At 59.3% G+C, this 20,358-nt stretch carries 22 protein-coding genes and 1 pseudogene; 8 read left to right on the forward strand and 15 right to left on the reverse strand.

Annotation, left to right across the window (positions count from 1 at the left end):
* Positions 1-170 precede the first annotated feature (170 nt).
* Both HBA54_RS17265 and HBA54_RS17270 read right to left on the reverse strand, forming a co-directional pair.
* Positions 171-671, reverse strand: a complete 501-nt coding sequence (locus HBA54_RS17265) for a hypothetical protein (protein ID WP_167226859.1) — start codon at positions 669-671, stop codon at positions 171-173.
* A 66-nt stretch (positions 672-737) separates the two neighbouring features.
* The gene (locus tag HBA54_RS17270) at positions 738-1,007 is read right to left on the reverse strand and encodes a hypothetical protein (RefSeq protein ID WP_167226861.1); all 270 of its coding nucleotides are present in this window, start codon (positions 1,005-1,007) and stop codon (positions 738-740) included.
* A 1,115-nt stretch (positions 1,008-2,122) separates the two neighbouring features.
* On the opposite strand from HBA54_RS17270, the gene HBA54_RS28740 reads away from it, so the two are divergent.
* A complete protein-coding gene (locus HBA54_RS28740) occupies positions 2,123-2,338 on the forward strand; it encodes a hypothetical protein (RefSeq protein WP_205944716.1) in 216 nt (71 codons plus the stop codon).
* Here the strand turns inward: HBA54_RS28740 and HBA54_RS17275 are convergent.
* Entirely contained in the window at positions 2,317-2,523 is a 207-nt protein-coding gene (locus tag HBA54_RS17275; RefSeq protein ID WP_167226863.1) for a hypothetical protein, read from the reverse strand. The genes HBA54_RS28740 and HBA54_RS17275 overlap by 22 nt on opposite strands.
* Between HBA54_RS17275 and HBA54_RS17280 the strand changes: the two genes are divergently transcribed.
* The 4 genes and pseudogenes from HBA54_RS17280 to HBA54_RS17295 all read left to right on the forward strand — a co-directional run.
* Complete coding sequence (locus HBA54_RS17280) at positions 2,510-3,277, forward strand: metallophosphoesterase (RefSeq protein ID WP_167226865.1); 768 nt, start codon at positions 2,510-2,512, stop codon at positions 3,275-3,277. The genes HBA54_RS17275 and HBA54_RS17280 overlap by 14 nt on opposite strands.
* 105 nt (positions 3,278-3,382) lie before the next feature.
* A complete protein-coding gene (locus tag HBA54_RS17285; protein WP_167226867.1) occupies positions 3,383-3,991 on the forward strand; it encodes a helix-turn-helix domain-containing protein in 609 nt (202 codons plus the stop codon).
* A gap of 186 nt (positions 3,992-4,177) precedes the next feature.
* A complete protein-coding gene (locus HBA54_RS17290) occupies positions 4,178-4,492 on the forward strand; it encodes a DUF6634 family protein (protein WP_167226869.1) in 315 nt (104 codons plus the stop codon).
* A gap of 178 nt (positions 4,493-4,670) precedes the next feature.
* A pseudogene (locus HBA54_RS17295) lies at positions 4,671-5,180 on the forward strand (IS6 family transposase); the annotation flags it as partial.
* A gap of 37 nt (positions 5,181-5,217) precedes the next feature.
* Here the strand turns inward: HBA54_RS17295 and HBA54_RS29690 are convergent.
* Together HBA54_RS29690 and HBA54_RS29695 are read right to left on the reverse strand one after the other, a co-directional pair.
* Positions 5,218-5,502, reverse strand: a complete 285-nt coding sequence (locus HBA54_RS29690) for a group II intron maturase-specific domain-containing protein (protein WP_437126214.1) — start codon at positions 5,500-5,502, stop codon at positions 5,218-5,220.
* Positions 5,503-5,798: 296 nt separating this feature from the next.
* Positions 5,799-6,473 (reverse strand): reverse transcriptase domain-containing protein, encoded by a 675-nt coding sequence (locus tag HBA54_RS29695; RefSeq protein WP_322096060.1) that lies wholly within the window; start codon positions 6,471-6,473, stop codon positions 5,799-5,801.
* Positions 6,474-7,064: 591 nt separating this feature from the next.
* Between HBA54_RS29695 and HBA54_RS17305 the strand changes: the two genes are divergently transcribed.
* Positions 7,065-7,223: a hypothetical protein gene (locus tag HBA54_RS17305; RefSeq protein WP_167226871.1), complete on the forward strand. Its 159-nt coding sequence runs from the start codon at positions 7,065-7,067 to the stop codon at positions 7,221-7,223.
* 323 nt (positions 7,224-7,546) lie between these two features.
* Here the strand turns inward: HBA54_RS17305 and HBA54_RS17310 are convergent, their stop codons facing one another.
* From HBA54_RS17310 to HBA54_RS17335, 6 genes are read right to left on the reverse strand one after another with little or no spacing between them, the layout of a single operon-like run.
* On the reverse strand, positions 7,547-8,464 hold the full coding sequence (locus tag HBA54_RS17310) for a DMT family transporter (RefSeq protein ID WP_167226873.1): 918 nt from the start codon (positions 8,462-8,464) through the stop codon (positions 7,547-7,549).
* A 17-nt stretch (positions 8,465-8,481) separates the two neighbouring features.
* A complete protein-coding gene (locus HBA54_RS17315; RefSeq protein WP_167226875.1) occupies positions 8,482-9,114 on the reverse strand; it encodes a cysteine hydrolase family protein in 633 nt (210 codons plus the stop codon).
* Positions 9,115-9,130: 16 nt separating this feature from the next.
* Positions 9,131-9,934, reverse strand: a complete 804-nt coding sequence (locus HBA54_RS17320) for an ABC transporter permease (RefSeq protein ID WP_167226877.1) — start codon at positions 9,932-9,934, stop codon at positions 9,131-9,133.
* A 2-nt stretch (positions 9,935-9,936) separates the two neighbouring features.
* Positions 9,937-10,875, reverse strand: coding sequence for an ABC transporter permease (locus HBA54_RS17325; RefSeq protein WP_167226879.1), 939 nt, complete (start codon positions 10,873-10,875; stop codon positions 9,937-9,939).
* Positions 10,875-11,942 carry an ABC transporter ATP-binding protein gene (locus HBA54_RS17330; protein ID WP_167226881.1) on the reverse strand — a complete coding sequence of 356 codons (1,068 nt, stop codon included), beginning with the start codon at positions 11,940-11,942 and terminating at the stop codon, positions 10,875-10,877. The genes HBA54_RS17325 and HBA54_RS17330 overlap by 1 nt, the downstream gene beginning before the upstream one ends.
* Positions 11,943-11,962: 20 nt before the next feature.
* Positions 11,963-13,051, reverse strand: coding sequence for an ABC transporter substrate-binding protein (locus HBA54_RS17335; protein WP_167226968.1), 1,089 nt, complete (start codon positions 13,049-13,051; stop codon positions 11,963-11,965).
* A gap of 156 nt (positions 13,052-13,207) precedes the next feature.
* Here HBA54_RS17335 and HBA54_RS17340 point away from each other — a divergent pair, with 156 nt between their 5' ends.
* Positions 13,208-14,083, forward strand: coding sequence for a LysR family transcriptional regulator (locus tag HBA54_RS17340; protein ID WP_167226883.1), 876 nt, complete (start codon positions 13,208-13,210; stop codon positions 14,081-14,083).
* 96 nt (positions 14,084-14,179) lie between these two features.
* On the opposite strand, the gene HBA54_RS17345 is transcribed toward HBA54_RS17340, so the two are convergent.
* Positions 14,180-14,638 (reverse strand): DDE-type integrase/transposase/recombinase, encoded by a 459-nt coding sequence (locus tag HBA54_RS17345; RefSeq protein ID WP_240932742.1) that lies wholly within the window; start codon positions 14,636-14,638, stop codon positions 14,180-14,182.
* A 346-nt stretch (positions 14,639-14,984) separates the two neighbouring features.
* Here HBA54_RS17345 and HBA54_RS17350 point away from each other — a divergent pair, with 346 nt between their 5' ends.
* Positions 14,985-16,538, forward strand: coding sequence for a trimethylamine methyltransferase family protein (locus HBA54_RS17350; protein ID WP_167226887.1), 1,554 nt, complete (start codon positions 14,985-14,987; stop codon positions 16,536-16,538).
* Between the two features lie 48 nt (positions 16,539-16,586).
* On the opposite strand, the gene HBA54_RS17355 is transcribed toward HBA54_RS17350, so the two are convergent.
* From HBA54_RS17355 to HBA54_RS17365, 3 genes are read right to left on the reverse strand one after another with little or no spacing between them, the layout of a single operon-like run.
* On the reverse strand, positions 16,587-17,921 hold the full coding sequence (locus tag HBA54_RS17355; protein WP_167226889.1) for an NAD(P)/FAD-dependent oxidoreductase: 1,335 nt from the start codon (positions 17,919-17,921) through the stop codon (positions 16,587-16,589).
* Positions 17,918-19,426: an aldehyde dehydrogenase gene (locus tag HBA54_RS17360; protein WP_167226891.1), complete on the reverse strand. Its 1,509-nt coding sequence runs from the start codon at positions 19,424-19,426 to the stop codon at positions 17,918-17,920. The genes HBA54_RS17355 and HBA54_RS17360 overlap by 4 nt, the downstream gene beginning before the upstream one ends.
* Positions 19,423-20,346, reverse strand: a complete 924-nt coding sequence (locus HBA54_RS17365; RefSeq protein ID WP_167226893.1) for a dihydrodipicolinate synthase family protein — start codon at positions 20,344-20,346, stop codon at positions 19,423-19,425. Before HBA54_RS17365 ends, HBA54_RS17360 begins: the two co-directional genes overlap by 4 nt.
* Positions 20,347-20,358 lie beyond the last annotated feature (12 nt).

Below are 20,358 nucleotides of genomic sequence, written 5' to 3' on the forward strand. Positions count from 1 at the left end.
AGAGGGGACGGAAATCGTCCCCCTAGAAGGGGAGCTATAAACATCGAATTGGAATGCAAACCAGGGGTCACCAGGCGTCATTCTCGGGACCTGAACGGCCACCTGTACATGGAACATGTCTGCGCGACCTCAGCGCCTCGGTGAGGTCATTCTTTGGCCTCAGGAACGAATTATGGCCTCTCCGCTCCCAACGTGCCCGACGGCGCTAAACCAGCCTGAGGACGAGAAAACCAGCACCAGGTCCGTCGTCCCGCAGGTGTAGCTGAGGTCATGGCGAGGCGACCAGACGGGAAGTAGTCCCATGTCCTGTAGACCTTGCGGTCGGAGGCGCGCTCCCGTGGCCATCTGGCTCGCCACTTGTCTTCCTGCGCCTGCCGCTCGAGTTCTTTCTTGGTTGGATGATGCTCGGTCTTGTCGCGCGTCTCGTGGATGCGCCACGAGACCGGGATCTCGCCCACGAGGATCCTTACGCCCTCCTTGCCCTCAGCGAAGCGGTAGCCTCGCTCGTCGAGGGCCCGGGCAAAAACATCCACGATACAGGATACCCGGTCGACAGACTTCGGCCCGATGGCGACGGCGATACCACCCTGCGCGCTGCATGTCTTAAACCCCTCGCCATCCATCCGGGTCGCCTGCAGCGCCTTCCTGGTTGCCGAGGCGACGGGATACAACCGGACCGGGCGCTCTTGCGGTACTACGATGGAGGCGTAGGCATCCTCGCTGGCCAGGGCGGCATTCTACTCTGCCACCACTTCAATTGGGGGTTCCGCTATTATTGATCGGAACGCCAGCGGAATCGGCACATCACGCCCGCTCTCTGCCTGCGGCAGGGGTGGCTGCTGAACCCGCTTGCCGTGGGCGCGCTTTGCCCAGTAACCCAATGTTGGCGTCGGAATACCGTGCTTCTTGCAGATCTTCCGAAGGCCGACATCAGACATGCCGAAGCGCTCACTGAGCTTCGTCATCGGCGTCTGCCAAACCAGTTCATAGAGTTCACTGCGCTTCACTTTGCACAATCCCGTACAGATGCAGATCGCAAGTCTCAACCTATTCCAGATACTACACTACATTGCGACCCGGCCGCTGGAAGCAACGTGGATAGGTCGCATCCAATGGCAAAGAGTAAGACGCCCCATGAAGAAGGTTTTGAAAAGCAACTCATCACTCGGCGGTGCCACCAAAAACTGTTTCGTCGGCATCCCTTTGCACGTCTCCTCCCAGAATCCCCGACAACCTCGATTCTTCAACTCAGCATCGGTTCCCAATTATGGGGTAAGGCGACCGACTCTCCGGCAACAAGAGACGACTTGATACGCACGATCTCCCTGCAGGTTCGTGCTCCGGGCAAAGATTGACTCCCCAATTTGACAAACCAAGAAAGAAAAAATCACCGCCAGATGTTACATTAAATATAACTCCGGTTCATTTTTGGATTTATTATATAAAAATACAACATTACACTCCGTTTGACTCTTTTTCATTTATCCTATATCAATTTTTCACCAACTATACTAATAATGCCGGAACTACGTTAAATAATGCGTCGCAGCCGATCTCAGCTGTGCCGCAATAGGGGTTATTATGACCTTCGAGGACGACATCGACAGCTGGCCACTCGGGACCCGATTACTTGCCTTAGCTATCGAAACCAACCAAACGCGGGCTTGGGCCGAGGGAATCCGATGGCGCGACTACTTTGATCCTGCCGTCGATCAGCGCCAGCTGGAACTCTGCTTAAAGAACGTGCGGCGCTTGCTGGACTCAGTGGGCGCCCCAATCGTCGAACGCTATCGTCACCGCAGCCCAGACCTTCGCCGACGCTCTTACGGGTTACGGAGATGTGCCGCCCGAAGGGCCGTGGCCGGATAGCGCAAACCTGGAGAAGGAGATGCGCAGAGAACTTCGAATTGTGCTACTACCCCCGGCTCCCATGAATGCAACTGAGTGGGTACGCCGCACCGATTTTCTGACTAGCCGAAAATGGCTAGGACGTCATGCCCGGAGTTGTCCGGCTGGCTGGCTCCCGCTCCTCGAGCGCGCCGTGTCCCAGGCTGAGCGCCGGGTAGAGAGGGCTACTCTGGAACAGTACCGCACTTCTCAAATCAAGGAGAAATTTGGGACTTTGCGCTGGTACGTGGGGTCGAACGAGGTGCTGTCGGTCATCGTTGATTACGCGGAGCTGACGTCCGCGTTCACCTGTCTGGCTTGCGGCGCGGAAGGAAAGCTACGCTCGGACAAAAGCTGGTATCTGACGCTCTGTGATGCTCATAACAAGCTCGGTCGCGAAGGCAATATTCATGCTCTTACTCGCCTCGCCTACCCCTCGGTCACGGAATAGATGATGCCTTCCGTGAGAAAATGCTGCGCAGCAAGCCAGGTCGCCGCTTTCACCGCCCTGAATTCAATATCCGGAATGCGGGGGATGCATGTCGATTGATCGCGCCCCAACCAACGCCACAATTCATCACAGAAATGGGGCGAGGCTTGCTCAAAATGAGAACGCAGCACCGTGAAAATTTGCATTCTTAGTGATCTACACCTCGAGTTCGCGGATTTCTCCCCGCCGCCGATTGAAGCGGATGTGATTGTCCTGGCCGGTGATATTTGGCTCAGGGACCTGGGCATCACCTGGGCGGCCGAAAGCTTTCCGCCGGAGAAAACAGTCTACGTTCTCGGAAACCATGAGCCGTATGGCGCAGACCTAGATGAATCTGTCACCCGATGTCGTGAGACGGCCAAACAGCATGGCGTCCACTTCCTAGAAGACGAAGTGGCAGTAATAGGCGGGGTTCGCTTTATTGGGGCCACATTGTGGTCAGATTTTCGGTTGATGGGGGATGGAATGGAGCGCTCTTACGCCATGGATCTTGCCGATCGGCACGTCAACGATTTCCGACAGATTACTGTGGTTAATGACATGGGTCAGCATCTGGGCTTCACAGCACGAAATGCAGTCGCACGCCACATAGCCTCTCGGCAATTCATAGAGAGAGCGCTCAGCCTCCGCTTCCCAGGCCCTACAGTGATCGTGACTCATTTTCTTCCTTCCCATCTTTCGATCAGCGCGAAGTTTTATAATAGCTGGTTCAATCCGTACTTCTGCAGCGACCTCACAGCGCTTATCCGAGAGAGGCAGCCAGCGCTTTGGATTCACGGGCACACTCACGAGAGCTGCGACTATTCAATCGGAAGCACCCGCGTGGTCTGCAACCCCAGAGGTTACTTACCCCACGATGCCAACCCGAGCTTCCGCCCCGATTTGACGGTGGCTCTCTGACAGAGATTCAGCGCCCCTGCATATGCTGTCAATTGCCAGTCTATTGGAAGCTCCAATCATCATATCCCTCGGGGGCGACGTCGACAATGCGCTGAGGCGACTGCAATGGCCGAGATCGAAAAGGTAATGAAAATTCTCGGTGAAGAGTTAGCTGCACTTGACATGAGCACCAACGCGGAGGCGTTTGTGCGGCTCGTGCTCGAAGCTGTGGCCAATAAGCGGAAACTCCAGATACCGAAAGCGACACCCCTTTTGAGTGCAGCTGAAAAAGCGGCCTACTTGGCAGGAGGATTCGATCTTTGTGAGTGTGAGGAGCAAATCCCAGGGTCTCTCGAGCGCGCAATGGCTGAGTACGTCGCGTTGATCGCCACGGCATTGCCGATACATGACGCGGCCCGTCTGCTTGGTGTCCATTGTGAGACCATTCAGAATCGGCTGCATCGCCGTGAGCTCTTTGGGATCAAACATCGAGGGCGTTGGTTGCTACCACGATTTCAGTTCCACCATGAGGAAACGCTTCCGGGCCTGGAGGAGGTCGCGCCTGCAATCGATCCCGATGCCCAACCGATCTCATTAGCTCGATTTTTCCACTTGCCACAAAATGACTTGGTTATTGCCGATGCGCCTGCGCCTTTGTCACCCCGAGACTGGCTGATGGCCGGCTACTCACCAACGCGAGTCGCCGCTTTGGCGCGTGAGCTCATTCTGTTGTGATGCGCTTCTGGTCCGGCCGCGGATTAATCGCTTTGGCGCTAGCTGCCTCAGTGTTCAAACATCGGAGATTGCTCAAGAGCACCGCTGATCCATCCGTTGATGACTTCAGCTTATCCGCGCGATCCGTTCTATGACATGGGAAGCAGATTGCACTAGAAAGCACCTGTATCTTGACGGAGAGTAACGATGTCTGAAGAGAAGGTACTGCACGATAAGCTCGAGGATGTCCGTACTGTACTCAAGCGCATTCGGCGCGGAGATGCGCCCACAAAAGAGGAATTGGCCGCGGCACCGCAACTTGAATGCTGGAGCTTTTCAAAGCATCACGGTTGCTTGGCGCTGTCCGGATATGTCACCGGCCATCCAACTCTTCAGGATGGCGCATACATCTATACCAGTTGCTTGCTTTGGCTATCAATCGACCGAGGTGCCGCTCGAACTGTCTCCCGATTCTACCGCTTGTCAACGTCTGTAGAAGAGCTTCTGGCGCAGAAACAGTAAACTTCCAAGGGAGACGTGACGAGGAATCGGGCCATGCCCAGTGTCCGCGTCTTTGCTGGCTGGGCATGGCGCCGTGACTCAAGCCGACCCCGGCAGGTGGCACCGCTAGCAATAGCCCAGCAGGCTCTGTCACAGGAACGAGCTGGCCGGCCCGATGACAGCCCGCTAGCTTTGTCTCATGTCTAAGATCTCATATGCCCGTCATCATTTTCCACCGAGTGTCATCCGCTATGCCGTCTGGTTATATCTGCGTTTCAACTTGAGTCTCAGGGACGTCGAGGACTTGCTGGCTGAGCGTGGCTTGGACATCTGCTACGAGACCGACCGCCGTTGGGTCGTGAAATTCGGAACGGCCTACGCCAGGAATTTGCGCCGGCGCCGGCCAACGGCAACTGATCGATGGCATTTGGATGAAATGTTCGTTTCGATCGGCGGGCACCGGATGTATTTGTGGCACGCTGTCGATGCTGAAGGCAAGGCACTCGACATCTTGCTCCAGCCACGGCGAGACAAGCGTGCTGCCAAGAAACTGATTCGGAAACTGCTTAGGAAGCAGGGCATTTCACCAACTGCAGTCGTGACTGACAAGCTACGTTCCTATGGCGCGGCGTTGGGAGATCTCGGACTTAAAGAACGCCACGAGACAGGCGGCCGACTGAACAGGAGAGTGGCGCGAGGGAACTTCCCCCCCGCGCTCTCGCAGAACCGGACGTGAGCCTCTCAACTCATTCGGCTCCCATCATCCAACCGTTGCTTTCAGGCTCTGCCAGTGGGCAAACAGCCAAGGCTGGCGACGCGCAATGCGCGCCAACCACTGTGCTGCCCGTCGCTTGCCACTTCAGGCCCTTATATTTCCGCATCACCCATCTCGTCAGATAGCGGTCGAGATGCCGGAGCGGTGGGTACAGCGCCGATTTGTAGAAGCGGCCATAGTAATTGATCCAGCCCCGGAGGGCGGGATTAACGATAGATGCCAAGTCTTCCAGGGATTTGTCACTGCGCTGGTGCAGCGCCCATCGCGCAAGGTCCGGCGTATCGCCGTTGCGGCCTTGTTGCTGACCTCAGGGCTGAAACTGACGAAGTATTCTCCCCGGCGGTTCTTCGATTTCCGATGCCTGAAGGTGTAGCCAAGGAAGTCGAATTTGTGCAGGGTGTAATCACCTCGCCGCCTAGTGTCCTTGCAATAGACAATTTTCGTCTTGTCGGGATGCAAGGCCAACCCACAGTCCGTCAGCCTTTGCTCAACCAGCGCTTTCAGCCTTTCGGCTTGGGCGAGGTTGGCGCAGTGGTAGATCCCATCATCGGCTTAGCACTCGAAGGGAATGTCCGGATGGTTCCGAACCATCCACGCATCCAGCGCGTAATGGAGGAAGAGGTTGGCCAGCAAGGGGCTGATTACACCCCCTTGCGGCGTTCCCTGATCCCGTGCCTCCAAGGCTCCATCCGCAAACTGCGCAGGGGCTTTCAACCACCTTTCGGCGTAGAGAAGAACCCTCATGCAGTCCGTGTGCTTGCGCACAGCCCGAATCAAAAGCGCATGATCGATGTTATCGAAGAAGCCTTTGATGTCCAGATCCAAAACCCAGTCACGGCGCCAGCAGCGTTGCCGTGCCGTGCCGACAGCCTGGATCGTGGACTTGCCGGGGCGATACTCATAAGAATCCCCGTGGAAGATTAGCTCCAAGAATGGTTCCAGGTATCTTTTGACAACCATTTGCGCAATCCGGTCCGCGACCGTGGGAATTCCCAATCGCTGAGTTCCACCCGTTGCTTTTGGTATGTCTACCCGACGAACCGGGGGAGGAAAGTAACTGCCGGAGGACAGCCGGTTCCAAAGCTTGTACAGATTGTCAGACAAATCCTGTTCAAACCCGGCAATCGATTGCCCATCAACCCCGGCAACGCCTTGGTTGGCGCGTACCCGTTTATAAGCCTCCCAAACTTCACGCTTGGGAATGTTAAACGGCTTTGCTTTATCCAAGGGACTCCTCCCAACTTCGGTTGGTCCCAGGATAAAGCTGAATGACGCCGCCTCTTCGCCCCGGCTCCATTGCAGAGCTTTCATCGCTACTACGGGCGGCTCCGTCCCTGTGCCTCGCATCGGTACTCTCACCCTCGGAGGGACCACCTCCTTAGGTTTCTCCCTTGGCATCGAGACGACAGGTTCCCATGTTCCCTGCAAGAGCCTCGTCCAAGGTCACGCCACCTTCATGCCGGATACCATCTGGACAGTAAGCAGGTCGCCTTCCAGACTGATCACGGGGCACTCGATCTTCCCCGGTTTTGACATCATCCATTCTCTTTCAACACGTCATCAGTGGTTCACTCGCGTTCGTCTCCTTGGACCTCACCTGACAAGAGTATCCTTGCCTTTTTCATCAACGCTCACCACCAGGGCTCTTTACCCTTGCAGCTTAAGGAGGTTTGAAACCTGCTCCTGCAAGCCGGTTCCGAGGGGCCCACCCTCATCACTTGCACAGCACCGCACACCCTATCGCTCATTAGGTTGTGCGTTCATGGCACACATCGTGCTGAGAATTCCCATCAGCCATTCCGAAGACGGGAGTGTGCGATGGCGAAATTCCGGAACCTGAAGACTCTGCGGAAATTCACCTCTGTCCACGCCTCGATCCACAATCATTTCAATCTCGACCGTCACCTGAACTGCCGCGAAACCTTCAAAGAGAACCGCACCGCCGTCCTGGCCAAATGGCGCCAGCTGGCGGCGTGAAAACTGCCCGTTGTAGAAATTTTTTCACACCGCTTCACGTTTGTCTGACAGTGCCATCGCGCGGGTTGTTCGGGTCGGCGATGATGTCGAGTTCGGTGAAGAAACGCATGCCCATGATCGTTTAGAGGCCAAAGGCAGTGACCGTTTGCAGACCCTCTCTCGTGTTCTTGGAGGGCTGCCAACACAATTTAAGCTGTGCATCTCGCCATTTGAGATCGGCCAGCAGAGTATCGATTTCGATATGACGGACGACGCCCTTCATATGCTCGATCGGGACGAACGGAACGAATGCAAGTTCGGAAGGCAGGGGACATGTTGGGATCTCACGTTTGGGAACGCTGGCGCGGGCGGTCGCCAAGCCATGTCATGGCCAGCCCGGATGAAATGATGATGAGGATACCTGCAAGGCCGAGCGCATTCGTGGGTGTTTCCCAAAGCAGTAGTGCCCAGATCGCAGCAAAGACCAGGAACGAGTATTCAAAGACGGCCACAAAGGACGGATTACCGATGCGGTACGCCTGCGCGATCAGCGTCACGGCGATCACGGCGCCTACAGCCTGGAACAGCGTGAGCCACAGGAAGCGTGGCGTTGGCGTCACCCATCCCGCGGTCACGAAATTAATCTGCTGATCCGCACCGGTGTGCCCGGTGGCGACCAAAAGCAGAACGAGGCTCACCCCGCCGATCGTGGCAAAGACGCCGAAGGCCAGCACCAGTGGGTTTTCATCGGCGCAGATTTGCCGAGTCAGCAACATGCCTAATCCATAGAATAGGCCCGCCGCCAAAGGCATCAGGGAAGCGCCCGAAAGGTTGGCGAAATCGGGCTGCAACAACATCAGCGCGCCGGTGAAACCGACCAGAACGGCCATGATGCGGGCGGCTCCGATTCCGGTGCGGAACAGGAGCGCCGAAAACAGCAGCACCCAGATCGGCGCGCTGAACAGCCCGGCGCCGGCCTGAGCCACCGGCAGTGTCCCAAGCGCAGCGAAGTAGATCAGAAGACCGAACGATACAGCGACGCTGCGCAGCGCGAGACTGTAAGGTCGAACCGGCCGAACGGAGCGGCCGGCAGCCTTGGCGACGAGGACCAGCAAAGGCAGGGCAAAGAGGGCGCGCACCACCTGAAACTGCCAAAGTCCGGCTTCCTCGCTCACCTCCTGCACGAAGTTGTCGATGAAGCTGAGTATGGCCGAGGCAGCCAGCGCCAGTCCTGCCGCCTGAATGTTTCTGTTGTTATCCACGTTTCGGCTCTGTGCGATCAGGCGGCTCCCTGGCCGCTCATCGCATCGAGCACCTCGTCAAGCGAGCCCACAGCGCCGGTCTGGAGGTATTCCATCGCTTTGAGCGATGCGTCATGTGCCTCGACACTGGAGCCTGCAACGCAGTCCTCGATCACCCGGCAGAAATAATCGCCCTGATGGGCGTCCACGAAGGTGTAATGCACGCAGACATCCGTCAGCCCGCCGGTCAGGATCAGCGTTTCCGCCTTCAACCCGCGCAGCAAAATTTCCAGATCGGTGCCGTAGAAAGCGGAATACCGCCGCTTTGAGATGCGGTAGTCGTCTGGGCGCATGCCCAGTTCTTCTTCGGCGAAATCTGTCAGCGGGTTGCTGTCCAGACAATGAATGTCCTCGTCGCCGTCCAGCTCGCGCCCGAAATCCACAAGGTCAGCGCGGTGAATTTCCTGAATGAAGACCACGGGAATGCCAGCGTCCCGGGCGCGGTCGATAGCCACGCGGGTCCGCGCCATACGCTCGGCGTAGTCAGGCATATGCGCGATGGCGCGCTTTTCGTCCGGGATCGGCGCAAAGGTGGACTTCTGAATGTCGATGACGATCAGCGCGGCCTTGCCCTCGATCAGCGCACGACGGTTTTCCTTGCCATGGATCATGGTGTTTCTAACTCCTTCAGGATGGTTTTCTGCTGTCCGCACCGAGAAGCTGCGGAAGGTTGCCGAACCGTGCGATAAGCGAGAAGATCAGCGCGGAAACGGTGATGAATGTGATCGCACCTACGGCCATTGTCGGGGTGAACCCATTTCGGAGCGAGTTGAAAATCTGCACCGTCACGGTCGAGTACCCCGAGGCCGAGACGAAGAAGACAACGATGAATTCGTTAAAGCTGAGCACCAGCGCAAAGAAAAAGCCCGAGGCGGTGAAGGGCAGCATCTGTGGTAGGATGATGGTGCGGAATGTTGTGGCCTCGTTCGCGCCCATGGTTGCCGCGGCATCCAGATGCGCGCGGTCGATGGATTGCAGCCCGATCGAAAGTGTGGTGAGCGGCAGGGCGAGAAACAGGATCGCGTGGCTGACGATCCCGGACCACAGGTTGCCAAGGGCCCCGGCATAGCCCCAGAAGAACACCAGCCCGACGCCGAACACGATCGGCGGTAGTGCGAAAGGCATGGAGGCAAGGCCGGCAAGCAGCTTGGACGCCCAGTCGGCCCTGCGCCAGAGACCGTAGGCAATGGGCCAGGCGGCGAGCACTGCCAGCGCTGCGCTGCCGACCGCCACGATCAGCGAATTACGTAGGCTCCGCACCCAGATTTCCTCGGTCAGGAAGAACTCGGTGAATCGGTCAAAAGTCGGCGCCTCGGGCGGAAAAAACATCGTGCGTCCGCCGTTGAGCGCCGCGAGGCAGACGACAAGGATTGGAAAGGCGATCCAGATCGCGATGAAGCCCATGAAGGTGCAGGACAAAAGTCTGGCCATTCTCAGCGTCCTTCCGGGTGTGATACGAAACGGCGGCCAAAGAACAGGATAGCGGCTGCCGTGAGCAACAGGATCACCGCCTGCGCCGAGCCAAACGGGGCGTTCAGCGTCGCGCCACGGACCGCTTCGTAGACTGAAATCGACAGGGTGTGCTTGGCGGGTTCAGCGAAGACCGCGACGGTGACATAGGCGCCCAGCAGGAATACGAACAACAACAGGATCGTGCCCACGATGGGGGTGCGGACCATGGGTAGTACGACCGTGCGCACGACGGTCGCGGGGCGCGCGCCCATGGTGCGTGCAGCCTCGATAATTTCGTTGTTGATCTTGGAAACCGGCGGGTAGAGCAGGATCACCGCATAGGGCCAGACCAAGTAGGTCATCGTCAGGATCGTCGCGAACTCGCTCGGTTTGAAGCGCACGTTGCGCGGCGTGGCGAGGCCCCAGTCACGCATGATATCAAGCCCGCCGGTCTGCTTGAGCCAGTCGGTCAGTCCGCTTTCCTTGAACAACATCGGCAGGCCCGAACGGTTAGACATCAGTATGTCCCAGCCCATGACGATGAAAACCTCTGAAAAGGTCAGGCTGCATAGAAAGAAGACAAGCCAGATCGTCTGGACGCGGCGCGACAACCGGGTCATCAGATAGACGAACGGGAAAGCGGTTGCGACCGCGAGGATAGACGCGATGAGCGCGTAATAAATCGAATACCAAAGATATTTGAGATATAGAAACGATACGCTGTTGGGATAATCCGCGCCCACAAAAAAACGCTTGTAGTTCGACAGTTCAAAGCTCCATACCCACGCAGCACCCTCGATCTTTTCGCCAAAGCTGATGGCAAAAACGAGCAGGAAAGGAACCACGGCCAAAACAAGCACGACGAATTTTTGGAACAGGCGAGCGACGGTGAACGGGATTGCAGGCTGGGTGGCCCGCATCACGCAGCCCCCGCTGCTGGGCGGGCGGGCAGCAGGTGCAGCGTCTCGACCGGAAATTCTGCGTGCAGCCGGTCTCCGATGCGGATTGTCTCGTTAAAGCTTCCCGGGATCTCGGCGATGATATGCCCTGCGCCGGTGTCCAGATGGATTTCGCGGGCAATGCCTTCGTCTCGCACGAAGGTCACCATCCCTTTCAGGGCGTTCCCACTCGGCGCGACCTCGGTCAGACGCACAGCCTCGGGCCGACAGAACAACGTCACCCGATCGCCCGAGGCAAAGCCGCCGCGCTCGGCAACCGCGAAATGCGTATCGCCCAGCGTCACGCCGCTGTTAGTCGCCCTGCCGTCGAGCAGGTTCGCGTTGCCGATGAAAGAGGCAACGAAGCCATTGGCGGGCTTGTGATAGATCTCCTGTGGTGTGCCGACCTGCTCGATCCGTCCCTGACTCATTACCACGATCTTGTCGGCTATGGTCATTGCCTCGCGCTGATCGTGGGTCACGACGATGGTGGTAATCCCCAGTCGCTGTTGCAGCAGCCGAAGTTCCATCTGCATGTCGTTGCGCAACTGCGCGTCCAGCGCCGACATCGGCTCGTCCAGCAGGAAAATTACCGGCTCTTGCGCGAGCGCCCGCGCGATCGCAACCCTTTGCTGTTGCCCGCCCGAAAGCTCGCCGATGCGATTGTTGCCCTTGTCAGCAAGCTGCACCAGTTCCAGAAGCTCGCGGGCGCGCGCGCGGCGCGTCAGCGCATCAACACCCGCGATCCGCAAGCTGTAGGAAACATTGCGTGCCACATTCAGGTGTGGAAACAAGGCAAAGGACTGAAACACCATACCAAACTTGCGCTGCTCGGCAGAGAGCGATGCGATGTCCTTGCCCCCCAAGAGGATCTGTCCTTCGCTCGGTGCTTCGAGCCCGGCAATCATGCGCAGGAGCGTGGTCTTGCCACAGCCGGAAGGGCCCAGCAACGCCGTGAGCTTGCCCGCCTCAAAGAATAGGTCCGCCTTGTGCATGGCGACGAAATCGCCAAAATTCTTGCGGATGCCGCTGAGTTCGAGATCGGACATGGCGCTGCCCCCCTCTTGCGTCAGGCTTTTGCGACCATGCGGTCCCAGGTTTCGGTGATGAAGGTCTCATCATCGAGGTAGACTTCGTAAGGCGAGTGGATCGCCGGGGTGCCCGCGACGGCCGCAAGCTCTTCGGGCGTCAGATCGGTCTTGGCGGCATCAACGACCGGCGCCGTGCCAATCTTTCGGGACATGATCGCCTGGGTTTCTGGCAGGCACGAAAAGGCCATGAATTCGTATGCCTCGTCCTGTTTCTGCGAGCCCTCGGACAACGTCCAGGAATTGAAATCGATGACGTTGCCTTCCTTGGGAAAGATCGATGCGATCGGATGCCCGTCTGCCGCCATCAGCCCCGCGACGTCATGGAAATACATGCCGCCGATCACATCGAAATTCTTCAGCGCCTGCTCCATCTGGCTCTCGCCCGTGTACCACAGCGCGACATTTGGATGGATCTCGGCGGCTTTTTCGACCGCAGCCACGATGCCCTCATGCGACCGAAGCGCATCGGTGCCGCCGAGGAAAGTCGCCGCAACAATATCGAGGAACTTGAAATTGACGTTCTTCGGCAGGCCAAGGCTCGCCTCGAAACGACCCGTATCCCAGAAATCGGCCCAGCTTTTGGGCCGCATATCGACCTCATCGGTATTCACCACCATAGAATAGTAGAAGCTGAGCGCGCCAACGCCGAGAAGGCGACCGTCCGCGCGATGCAGGAAGTTCACTTCAACATTGTCGAGCGTTGGAATTCGCCTCGGATCGATCGGCGCCAGAATGCCGCCAAGACGCTGGCCTTTGATGATGTTGACCGGGGTGTGCATCGACAGATCGGCCGGAACGTTGCCCGCCGAAATCGCCTGACTCATGGTCTGCAGCCAACTGGTCGAATCCGGTTGTGTCACGCTTTCCACCGCAATCCCGGTGGCTTCTGTGAAGGCGGGATAGACATGGCTCTTCAGGCTGTCCTCGAAATAGCCGCCATAGGAGCCAATCTTGATCGAGCGGTTTTGTGCGAGAGCGGGCGCTACCAGAAGGCCAGTCCCAGCCATCACGCCCAAGCTAGCGGACGTCTTGAGCAGGTTGCGTCGTGTGAATGTGGTTTTGGACATATTCTCTCTCCCTGAAGGCAGAGCGGTCGCAGGGTCTGGTGCGACCGCTCTGTCGGAACAGCCTATAAGGGAGCCCTTGCCTCTCGAAAATGCGAAGAACTGGTGCTGAGCGTCGGTTTTTGCTACGCTGAGTGGATGTCCAGATCCCTCAGACACTTGAATTCCCTTCGCGCCTTCGAGGCCGCCGCGCGGCATTCGAGTTTCGCCAAGGCGGCCAGCGAACTGAACGTCAGCCACAGTGTCGTAAGCCAGCACGTCAAGAAATTGGAACTCTGGTTCGGGACGGAGCTTTTCATGCGGCTTGGCAATCGTGTCGAACTGAGCGGGGATGGCCGCGCGTTGTTGCCGCAAGTGGCAAGCGGCTTGCAGACGCTGAGGGACGGCTGCAACAGCTTGCTGCGAAAGACACAGTCAGGGACCCTGGTGGTCAGCGCCGAACCGGCACTTGCTTCCTTGTGGTTGCGCAAGCGGGCTACGGAGTTCTGCAAGCTGTTTCCGCGAATAGAGATTGACCTGCGACCGGCGTGGACGCCTGATCGATTGGGAGATGAGAATGCCGATATGCTCATTCATTTCGAGACACGTATGCCCTCAAGCGGAGTAGAACGGCAGGGTTTATTTCCAATAGACGGTTATCCGGCCTGTACCCCGAAATTTCGGGATAAACTGCTTTCGGACGACCTACGGATCGACTGGGATTCGGTCCCTCTGGTCCACGATAACGGCAGGGAGATCTGGCATAAGTGGTATGCGGCATACCAACCTGAAAGTTCAGGGTGGCAGCAAGGTCGAGTCTATTCAGACCTGTCTTTGGCAATCGACGCCGCGGTCGATGGCGAGGGCATTGTGCTGGCGGACGACATCCTGTGCCAACGCGAGATTGAATCCGGCGCACTCGTCCGGCTGGATCCTCAAGCTGTCCGCTGTGTCTGGTACCAAATCGCGTTACCAAAGGGTGGATTGAAGGCGCCCGTCTCAGAAACCTTGAAGCAGTGGCTGCTGGATCAAGCACTACCTCACCGAAACAATTGAACCGGCTGCTGCAACGGCATTGAAGGTGTTGTAGACGGCAGCGGGCACTGTCAGACAAACCTGATTCGGCCAGTGAGCAGCGCCGATCCGAGGCATTCAGGCCGCCAACTGGCGCCACTCCGCCAAGGCATCAGACCGGTTCTTTTTGAAGATGCCGCGGCGATTGAGATGGCGGTCCTGATTGAAATGATTGTGGATCGAGGCGTGGACAGTGGCAAACTTCTGGAGCGCCCTAACGTCCCTGAACCTGGTCATCACCACCTCTCGTCGTCGGAACGGTTGATGTGAGTTCTCAGCCCGGTTGTTGAGCCAACGGCCGCACTCCTGCCGCTCCACAATTCCCATAGCTTTCATCGCTGCGCCGTAAGACCGAAGCCGGTCTGTCACGATTTCCTTCGTCTGACCATAACGTTTCATCAAACGCTTTAGGGACTTGAGAGCAGCTTTACAATCCCGGCGCTTCGACGCAATGACTTCCAGCACCTCGCCTTCATGATCCACGGCGCACCAAAGGTAATGGATCTGCCCATTGATCCGCACGAACACCCCGTCCAGATGCCAGCACCAATGCGAATACGATCATTGATGAACGCACCGCTTTCTGATCTCCGCGGCACACATCGGCCCAAATCGGTTCCATGTCGACTGAAGGTTCCTTTCCATTGAAACCGGTGCGTGCGCGGAAGACGAGACTCTGCCACAGGTCAAACAGCAACCGGGCACGCTCCAGTGACGGAAAATCATTTGGCAAGGCGTCCCGTTGCTTCTCCAACTCGAAGCACGCATGCTTAGCGCCTTCAACCGCAATGTCGGTTTCTGCTGAAATACTTCGGTTCTTGAGGCGCAGAGGGTGCGGATTTCCGGGAATGCTAGCCTTAAACTCAGTTGAAGGACACGCGACATGGGCGGGATTGAAACCAAAGCACGCAGCCGGGGCGGGCGTCAGGCCCGGCGGGCTCTGCGAACGGCTTCGTCGTTTGAGATGTTGCCAGCGCTGGAGCGTGGCCTGCCGCTCTGCGAGCCGATGGACGAAGAGCAGATCCGGCGCGTCGATGAAGCCTCACTCGCCATCCTCGAGGAGGTCGGCGTCGTCTTCCGCGACGACATCGCACTCGCCGACTGGAGACGCGCCGGTGCTGACGTTCGCGACAACCGAGTTCACCTCGACCGCGAACTGGTGCGTGAACTCATCCTAACGATTCCGGAGAGCTTTACCTATCACGCCCGCAACCCGCAGAAGAATGTGCAGCTCGGCGGACCGCACTCGATCTTCGTGCCGATGACCGGTGCGCCCTACCTGCGCGATCTCGACGACGTGCGGCGGCTACCGACACTCGACGACCTGGCCATGTTCCATAAGCTGGCGCACATGTTGCCGGCGCTGCATTCGTCAGCCCATCACATCGTTGAGCCAATGGACATGGTGGTGAGCCATCGGCACCTGGACATCACCTACTCCTCGATGAAGCATTGCGATAAGACCTTCATGGGCATGACCACCAGCCCGAAAAATGCCGAGGATGTGATGGAGATGTGCGCCGTCCTCTTCGGCGAGACCTATTTGGAAGACCATCCCGTGACGACGGGCAACTGTAACGGTAACTCGCCGTTGGTCTGGGACGAGACCATGCTCGGGGCCATGCGCGCTTTCTGCCGGCGCAATCAGCCAGTGCTATGCTCGCCCTTCGTGCTGGGCGGCGCAAACACGCCGGCTTCGACGGTGCCGACGGTGGTGCAGGTGAACGCCGAGGCGCTTTCCGCCCTCGCCTACACCCAGGTCATCCGCAAGGGTTGCCCCGCAATCTACGGGCATTATCTGTCAACTGTCTCGATGCAGTCAGGCGCGCCGATGGCGGGCACGCCTGAAATCTCGCTGATGAACTTCATGATCGGCCAGATGGCGCGGTTTTACCGTGTGCCCTGGCGTACGTCGAATACGCTGGGCGGCGCCAAGACCTTCGACGCTCAGGCCGGCTATGAAAGTGCGACTACGATGTCGGCTGTCCTCCACGCCGGCGCCAATTATATCTGGCACTCGGCAGGTTGGAACGAGGCCGGCATGCATTGCTCGGTCGCCAAGTTTATCGTCGATGCCGAGCAGTGCGCCATGGGATACCGCATGGCTGAGGGACCACGCTGGGACGACTTCGACGAGGCGCTTGCCGCCGTCCGCGATGTCGGCCCGGGTGGCCACTATCTGGGCCACCCTCATACCCAGGCCAACTTTCAGCGCGCCTTCTTCATGCCACGGATGTTCGACAACAACTCCATCGAGCAGTGGCAGGCCGAGGGCAGCGTCGAGATCACAGAGCGCGCGCTCAAATATGCGCGCAAGCTGCTGGCGGACTACGAAGAACCGAAGCTGGATGAGGCCAAGGACGAAGCGCTGCGCGACTACATCGCTCGACGCAAGAAGGAAATCCCGGCCGTCGACGAGCTGAACCAGGTGCACTGAAGCGACCGCAAAAGGCGCCCATTCCCGCGGACGATTGCCCAGCAGGCTTCAGATCTCCCGCCTTGCTCGCCATTCCTTCCACTTGAGAGCCGCGTTGGCCCCCAGCCAGGCAATCGGTTCCGGCGGCAGGCGTCGCGGTGCGTCGAAGGCCGCCATCTTGGCGGCAAGCGGGCTGTTGCCCTGAGCCGCCAGGTCGGCCGCGAGCATTCCCGAGACCGTACCTTTGGTCGTGCCCAGGCCGTTCTGACAACAAGCGGCAAACAGGCCGTCGTCGATCTCGCCGAACGCCGGAACATCGTTCAAACTGAGGCATAGCCTGCCTCCCCAGCGGTATTCCATGTCAATGCCGTTCAACTGAGGGAAACGTTGGTTGACGCTACGGTCGTGGCTCTCGCCCATGGCCGCCAACCTGACTTCATCGGATTCCATGTCTGGGTCATAGGTCACCCGGTTGCGTATGACAATGCGGTCACCGCTGGTGCCGGAGATGCGGCGCACCGTGCTGCCGATGGGATCGGCGGGTGTGATACCCCAGTTCCGTGCGCCACCGAGGCGCCGCGCCTGCTCCGCCGTCAACGCCCGGGTCATAGAGGCATAGAGGTGGATATGGACAAGGCGGCGGCGAAAGTAGCCGAAGCTCTCCACATGACCGTTGACCGCAAGAATGACCCGCGGCGCAGTGATCGAGCCCCTGGGTGATTCGACGCGCCAGTCCGCGCCCTGACGATGAAGGCCGATGACCGGCGAGCTCTCGAAGATAGCCACCCGCCCGGCGATGCCTTCGGCAAGTCCGCGGACGAACATAGCCGGCTGAATCATGGCAGCCCCCGGCGTAAACACACCACCGAGATAGTATTCCGATCCCGTAAGTTCCTGCATCGCGGCGGCATCGAGCAACTCGTAGGGCTCACCGAGACTCGCCAGATGGCGCGCATAAGCAGCGTTGGCGGCCAGCCCGCGTTTTGTGGCTGCGCCGTTGACCTTGCCACTGCGGCAGAAAGCCTCCGGACCGAGCCCGTATTCCTCCGCAGCACCGGCGGCGAACTTGATGGCGGCCCGGTTGAGTTCAGTCTGTGTCGTATCCACCTCGGCAACGCCAGCATAATTGTCCGAGGTCAGCTTGTGCGGCAGATCGATCATGAAGCCGGAGTTGCGACCCGCCGGGCCGGAGCCAATGCGGTGCGCTTCGACCAGTGCAATCCGGTCACCGCCGCGCAGTTGTGTGAGCCGCCGCGCTGCGGCCAGGCCGGCAAATCCGGCACCAATTACCAGCCAGTCGGCTGTCCTGTCCGCCTCCAGGACTCTTGGAGGCGGCGCCGGCAGCAACAGTTCGTTCCAGGCGGCAGGTCCGGGGTCACGCGGCAGGCGGATGACACGGGTCAAGCCACGGCCTCATCCAGATCGTCGGTCAGGTCGAGCCAGATGGTCTTTAGCTGAGTGTACTGGTCGTGGGCCTGGATGCCATTGTCGCGCCCGCCGAAACCCGACTGCTTGTAGCCGCCGAACGGTGTGGTGATATCCCCTTCGCCGAAACAGTTGACCGTGACGGTGCCGGCGCGCAGTGCCCGGGCGCCCCGCAGAGCGCGCTTCGCATTGCCGGTAAAGAGCGATGCAGCGAGCCCGTAGTCGGTATCGTTCGCGGTGGCTATGGCCTCTTCGAAGGAACCGACGGTCAGAATGGAGAGCACCGGACCGAAGATCTCATCGCGGGCCAGCACGTTGTCATTCGACGCCACATCGATCATCGTCGGCTCGACTTGCGTGCCGTTGGCCGTGGCGCCGCCCATTAGTATTGCGCCCTTCTCCGCCTTGGCGAGATAGCCACAGACCTTGTCGAAGTGGGCCTTGGAAATCAGCGCGCCCACGCGGCACGCCGGATCGAGCGGGTCGCCCATGCGCCATTCGCGAACGTGGGCCATGATGCGCTCGACCAGCCGGTCCTTCACGGCATGGTGCACGATCAGGCGCGAGACGGCAGAGCAATTCTCGCCCATGTTCCAGAACGCGCCATTGACGACGTGGGCCGCCACGCGGTCGAGGTTCTCGGCGTCTTCAAGCACCACACAGGGGTTCTTGCCGCCCATTTCGAGGACAACGTTCTTGAGGTTAGAGTCCGCGGCATAGCGCAGGAAATGGCGCCCGGTCTCGGTCGAGCCGGTGAAAGAGATCATGTCGACGTCCAAGTGGCGGCCCAGCGGCTCACCAACCTCCGGACCCGTACCGGTAACAACGTTGAAGACACCGCGCGGCACACCCGCCTCATGGGCAAGCTCAGCGACCCGCAGCGCTGTAAGAGAGGACTCTTCGGCGGGCTTGACCACGACTGAGCAACCAGCGGCCAGCGCCGGCCCGATTTTCCAGGCCAGCATCAGCAACGGGAAGTTCCACGGCAGCACCAGGCCCACCACGCCGGCCGGCTCTCGTACCACCACCGCCATGTGATCGTCCGAGGCCGGCGCCACCTGGTCATAGAGCTTGTCGATGGTTTCGGCATGCCACTTCAAGCAGTCGATCGTCTCCGGGACATCCACCTGCTCGCAGTCGAAGATGGTCTTGCCGCTGTCGAGGCTCTCCATGACCGCGAGCTCTCGGGCATTGCGGGTCAACAGCTTGGCCAGCCGGATCAGCACGTCCTTGCGCTCGCGCGGCGGCAGCTTCGACCAGCTCCCGTTCTCGAAGGCATCGCGCGCCTTGGCGACGGCGAAGTCGACGTCCTCGGCCCCGCAGGCTGCAATCTCCGCCAGCGGCGCGCCGGTCGCCGGATTGACTGTCACGAAGGTCTTGCCCGCAGCGGCCGGGCGGAAAGCGCCGTCGATGAACGCCGCGGTCGGCAGCGAGATGCTTGCGGCGATGGCGGCGTATTCTTCTGCTGTCAGCAGATCTGTCATTGGGCGGCCCTCAGCATTCTGTCGGAGTCGATCTCCGCAACCGTTGTCTTTAGGACACGCACGACCTGTTCCAGGGCGCGCTTGTCATCCTTGTTGAGAGGTTTCAGGGGCGGTCTCGGCGGCCCTGCCTTCCGCCCCGCCATCTCGACCCCGTGCTTGACGCACTGGATGAACTTCCCGCCCTGCTCCAACAGGCGCATCAGGGGCATCATAGCCGACATGATGCGGCGCCCTTTGTCGAAGTCGCCCTCAACTGCGCAGGCCCGCCACAGCGCGATGTGCTCATGTGGCAGGAAGTTTGAGCCGGCGCAGACCCAGGAGCGTGCCCCCCAGGCAAAGAACTCCAGCGCCTGGTCGTCCATGCCGCAGGACATCTGAATGTGCGGGTACTCGCGGGCCAGCAGATGGATCCGGTTGACATCGCCGGAACTCTCCTTGATGGCACAGAAATTACGCGAGCGCCCGACACGGTCGAGAAACGCCTCGCCCATGTTGACGCCCATGCGGCCGGGATAGTTGTAGAGCATGATCGGAAGGTTGGCAGCGCGGTCGATGGTCAGGGCGTTGAGGGCATTCTCCCGTTCGGTGGGAACCGCGTAGGGCGGCGAGCCGACAAGAAGCGCGTCGGCGCCCATCTCGCCGGCTGCGCGGGCCACGGCGATGCTGTCCTCCTGCCGGATTGCACCGGTGCCGACGATCAGCTGGACGCGCCCCTTGATCCGGTCCCGCGCGAATTGGGCCAGGCCGATACGCTCCTCCAGCGTCTGTGCATAGTATTCCCCCGTAGACCCGCCTGAGATGATGCCGTGAACCCCGGCGGCAATCAGCCCTTCGATCTGTTCGGCAAAGGCGTCACGGCCGATGGCGCCCGCGGCGTCGTGCGGCGTAATGATGGGGGTGTAGATCCCCTCGAACTTCATGGGAACATCCTC

Source organism: Pelagibius litoralis (assembly GCF_011683915.1).
GTDB classification, from domain to species: domain Bacteria; phylum Pseudomonadota; class Alphaproteobacteria; order Kiloniellales; family Kiloniellaceae; genus Pelagibius; species Pelagibius litoralis.

What these genes read in the sequence shown, in the direction of transcription:
- HBA54_RS17320 (WP_167226877.1), bottom strand. Translation starts at nt 9,934, where the DNA reads ATGGCCAGACTTTTGTCCTGCACCTTCATGGGCTTCATCGCGATCTGG.
- HBA54_RS17290 (WP_167226869.1), top strand. Translation starts at nt 4,178, where the DNA reads ATGTCTGAAGAGAAGGTACTGCACGATAAGCTCGAGGATGTCCGTACT.
- HBA54_RS17335 (WP_167226968.1), bottom strand. Translation starts at nt 13,051, where the DNA reads ATGTCCAAAACCACATTCACACGACGCAACCTGCTCAAGACGTCCGCT.
- HBA54_RS17285 (WP_167226867.1), top strand. Translation starts at nt 3,383, where the DNA reads ATGGCCGAGATCGAAAAGGTAATGAAAATTCTCGGTGAAGAGTTAGCT.
- HBA54_RS17275 (WP_167226863.1), bottom strand. Translation starts at nt 2,523, where the DNA reads ATGCAAATTTTCACGGTGCTGCGTTCTCATTTTGAGCAAGCCTCGCCC.
- HBA54_RS17365 (WP_167226893.1), bottom strand. Translation starts at nt 20,346, where the DNA reads ATGAAGTTCGAGGGGATCTACACCCCCATCATTACGCCGCACGACGCC.
- HBA54_RS17325 (WP_167226879.1), bottom strand. Translation starts at nt 10,875, where the DNA reads ATGCGGGCCACCCAGCCTGCAATCCCGTTCACCGTCGCTCGCCTGTTC.
- HBA54_RS17360 (WP_167226891.1), bottom strand. Translation starts at nt 19,426, where the DNA reads ATGACAGATCTGCTGACAGCAGAAGAATACGCCGCCATCGCCGCAAGC.
- HBA54_RS17305 (WP_167226871.1), top strand. Translation starts at nt 7,065, where the DNA reads ATGGCGAAATTCCGGAACCTGAAGACTCTGCGGAAATTCACCTCTGTC.
- HBA54_RS17350 (WP_167226887.1), top strand. Translation starts at nt 14,985, where the DNA reads ATGGGCGGGATTGAAACCAAAGCACGCAGCCGGGGCGGGCGTCAGGCC.
- HBA54_RS17315 (WP_167226875.1), bottom strand. Translation starts at nt 9,114, where the DNA reads ATGATCCATGGCAAGGAAAACCGTCGTGCGCTGATCGAGGGCAAGGCC.
- HBA54_RS17330 (WP_167226881.1), bottom strand. Translation starts at nt 11,942, where the DNA reads ATGTCCGATCTCGAACTCAGCGGCATCCGCAAGAATTTTGGCGATTTC.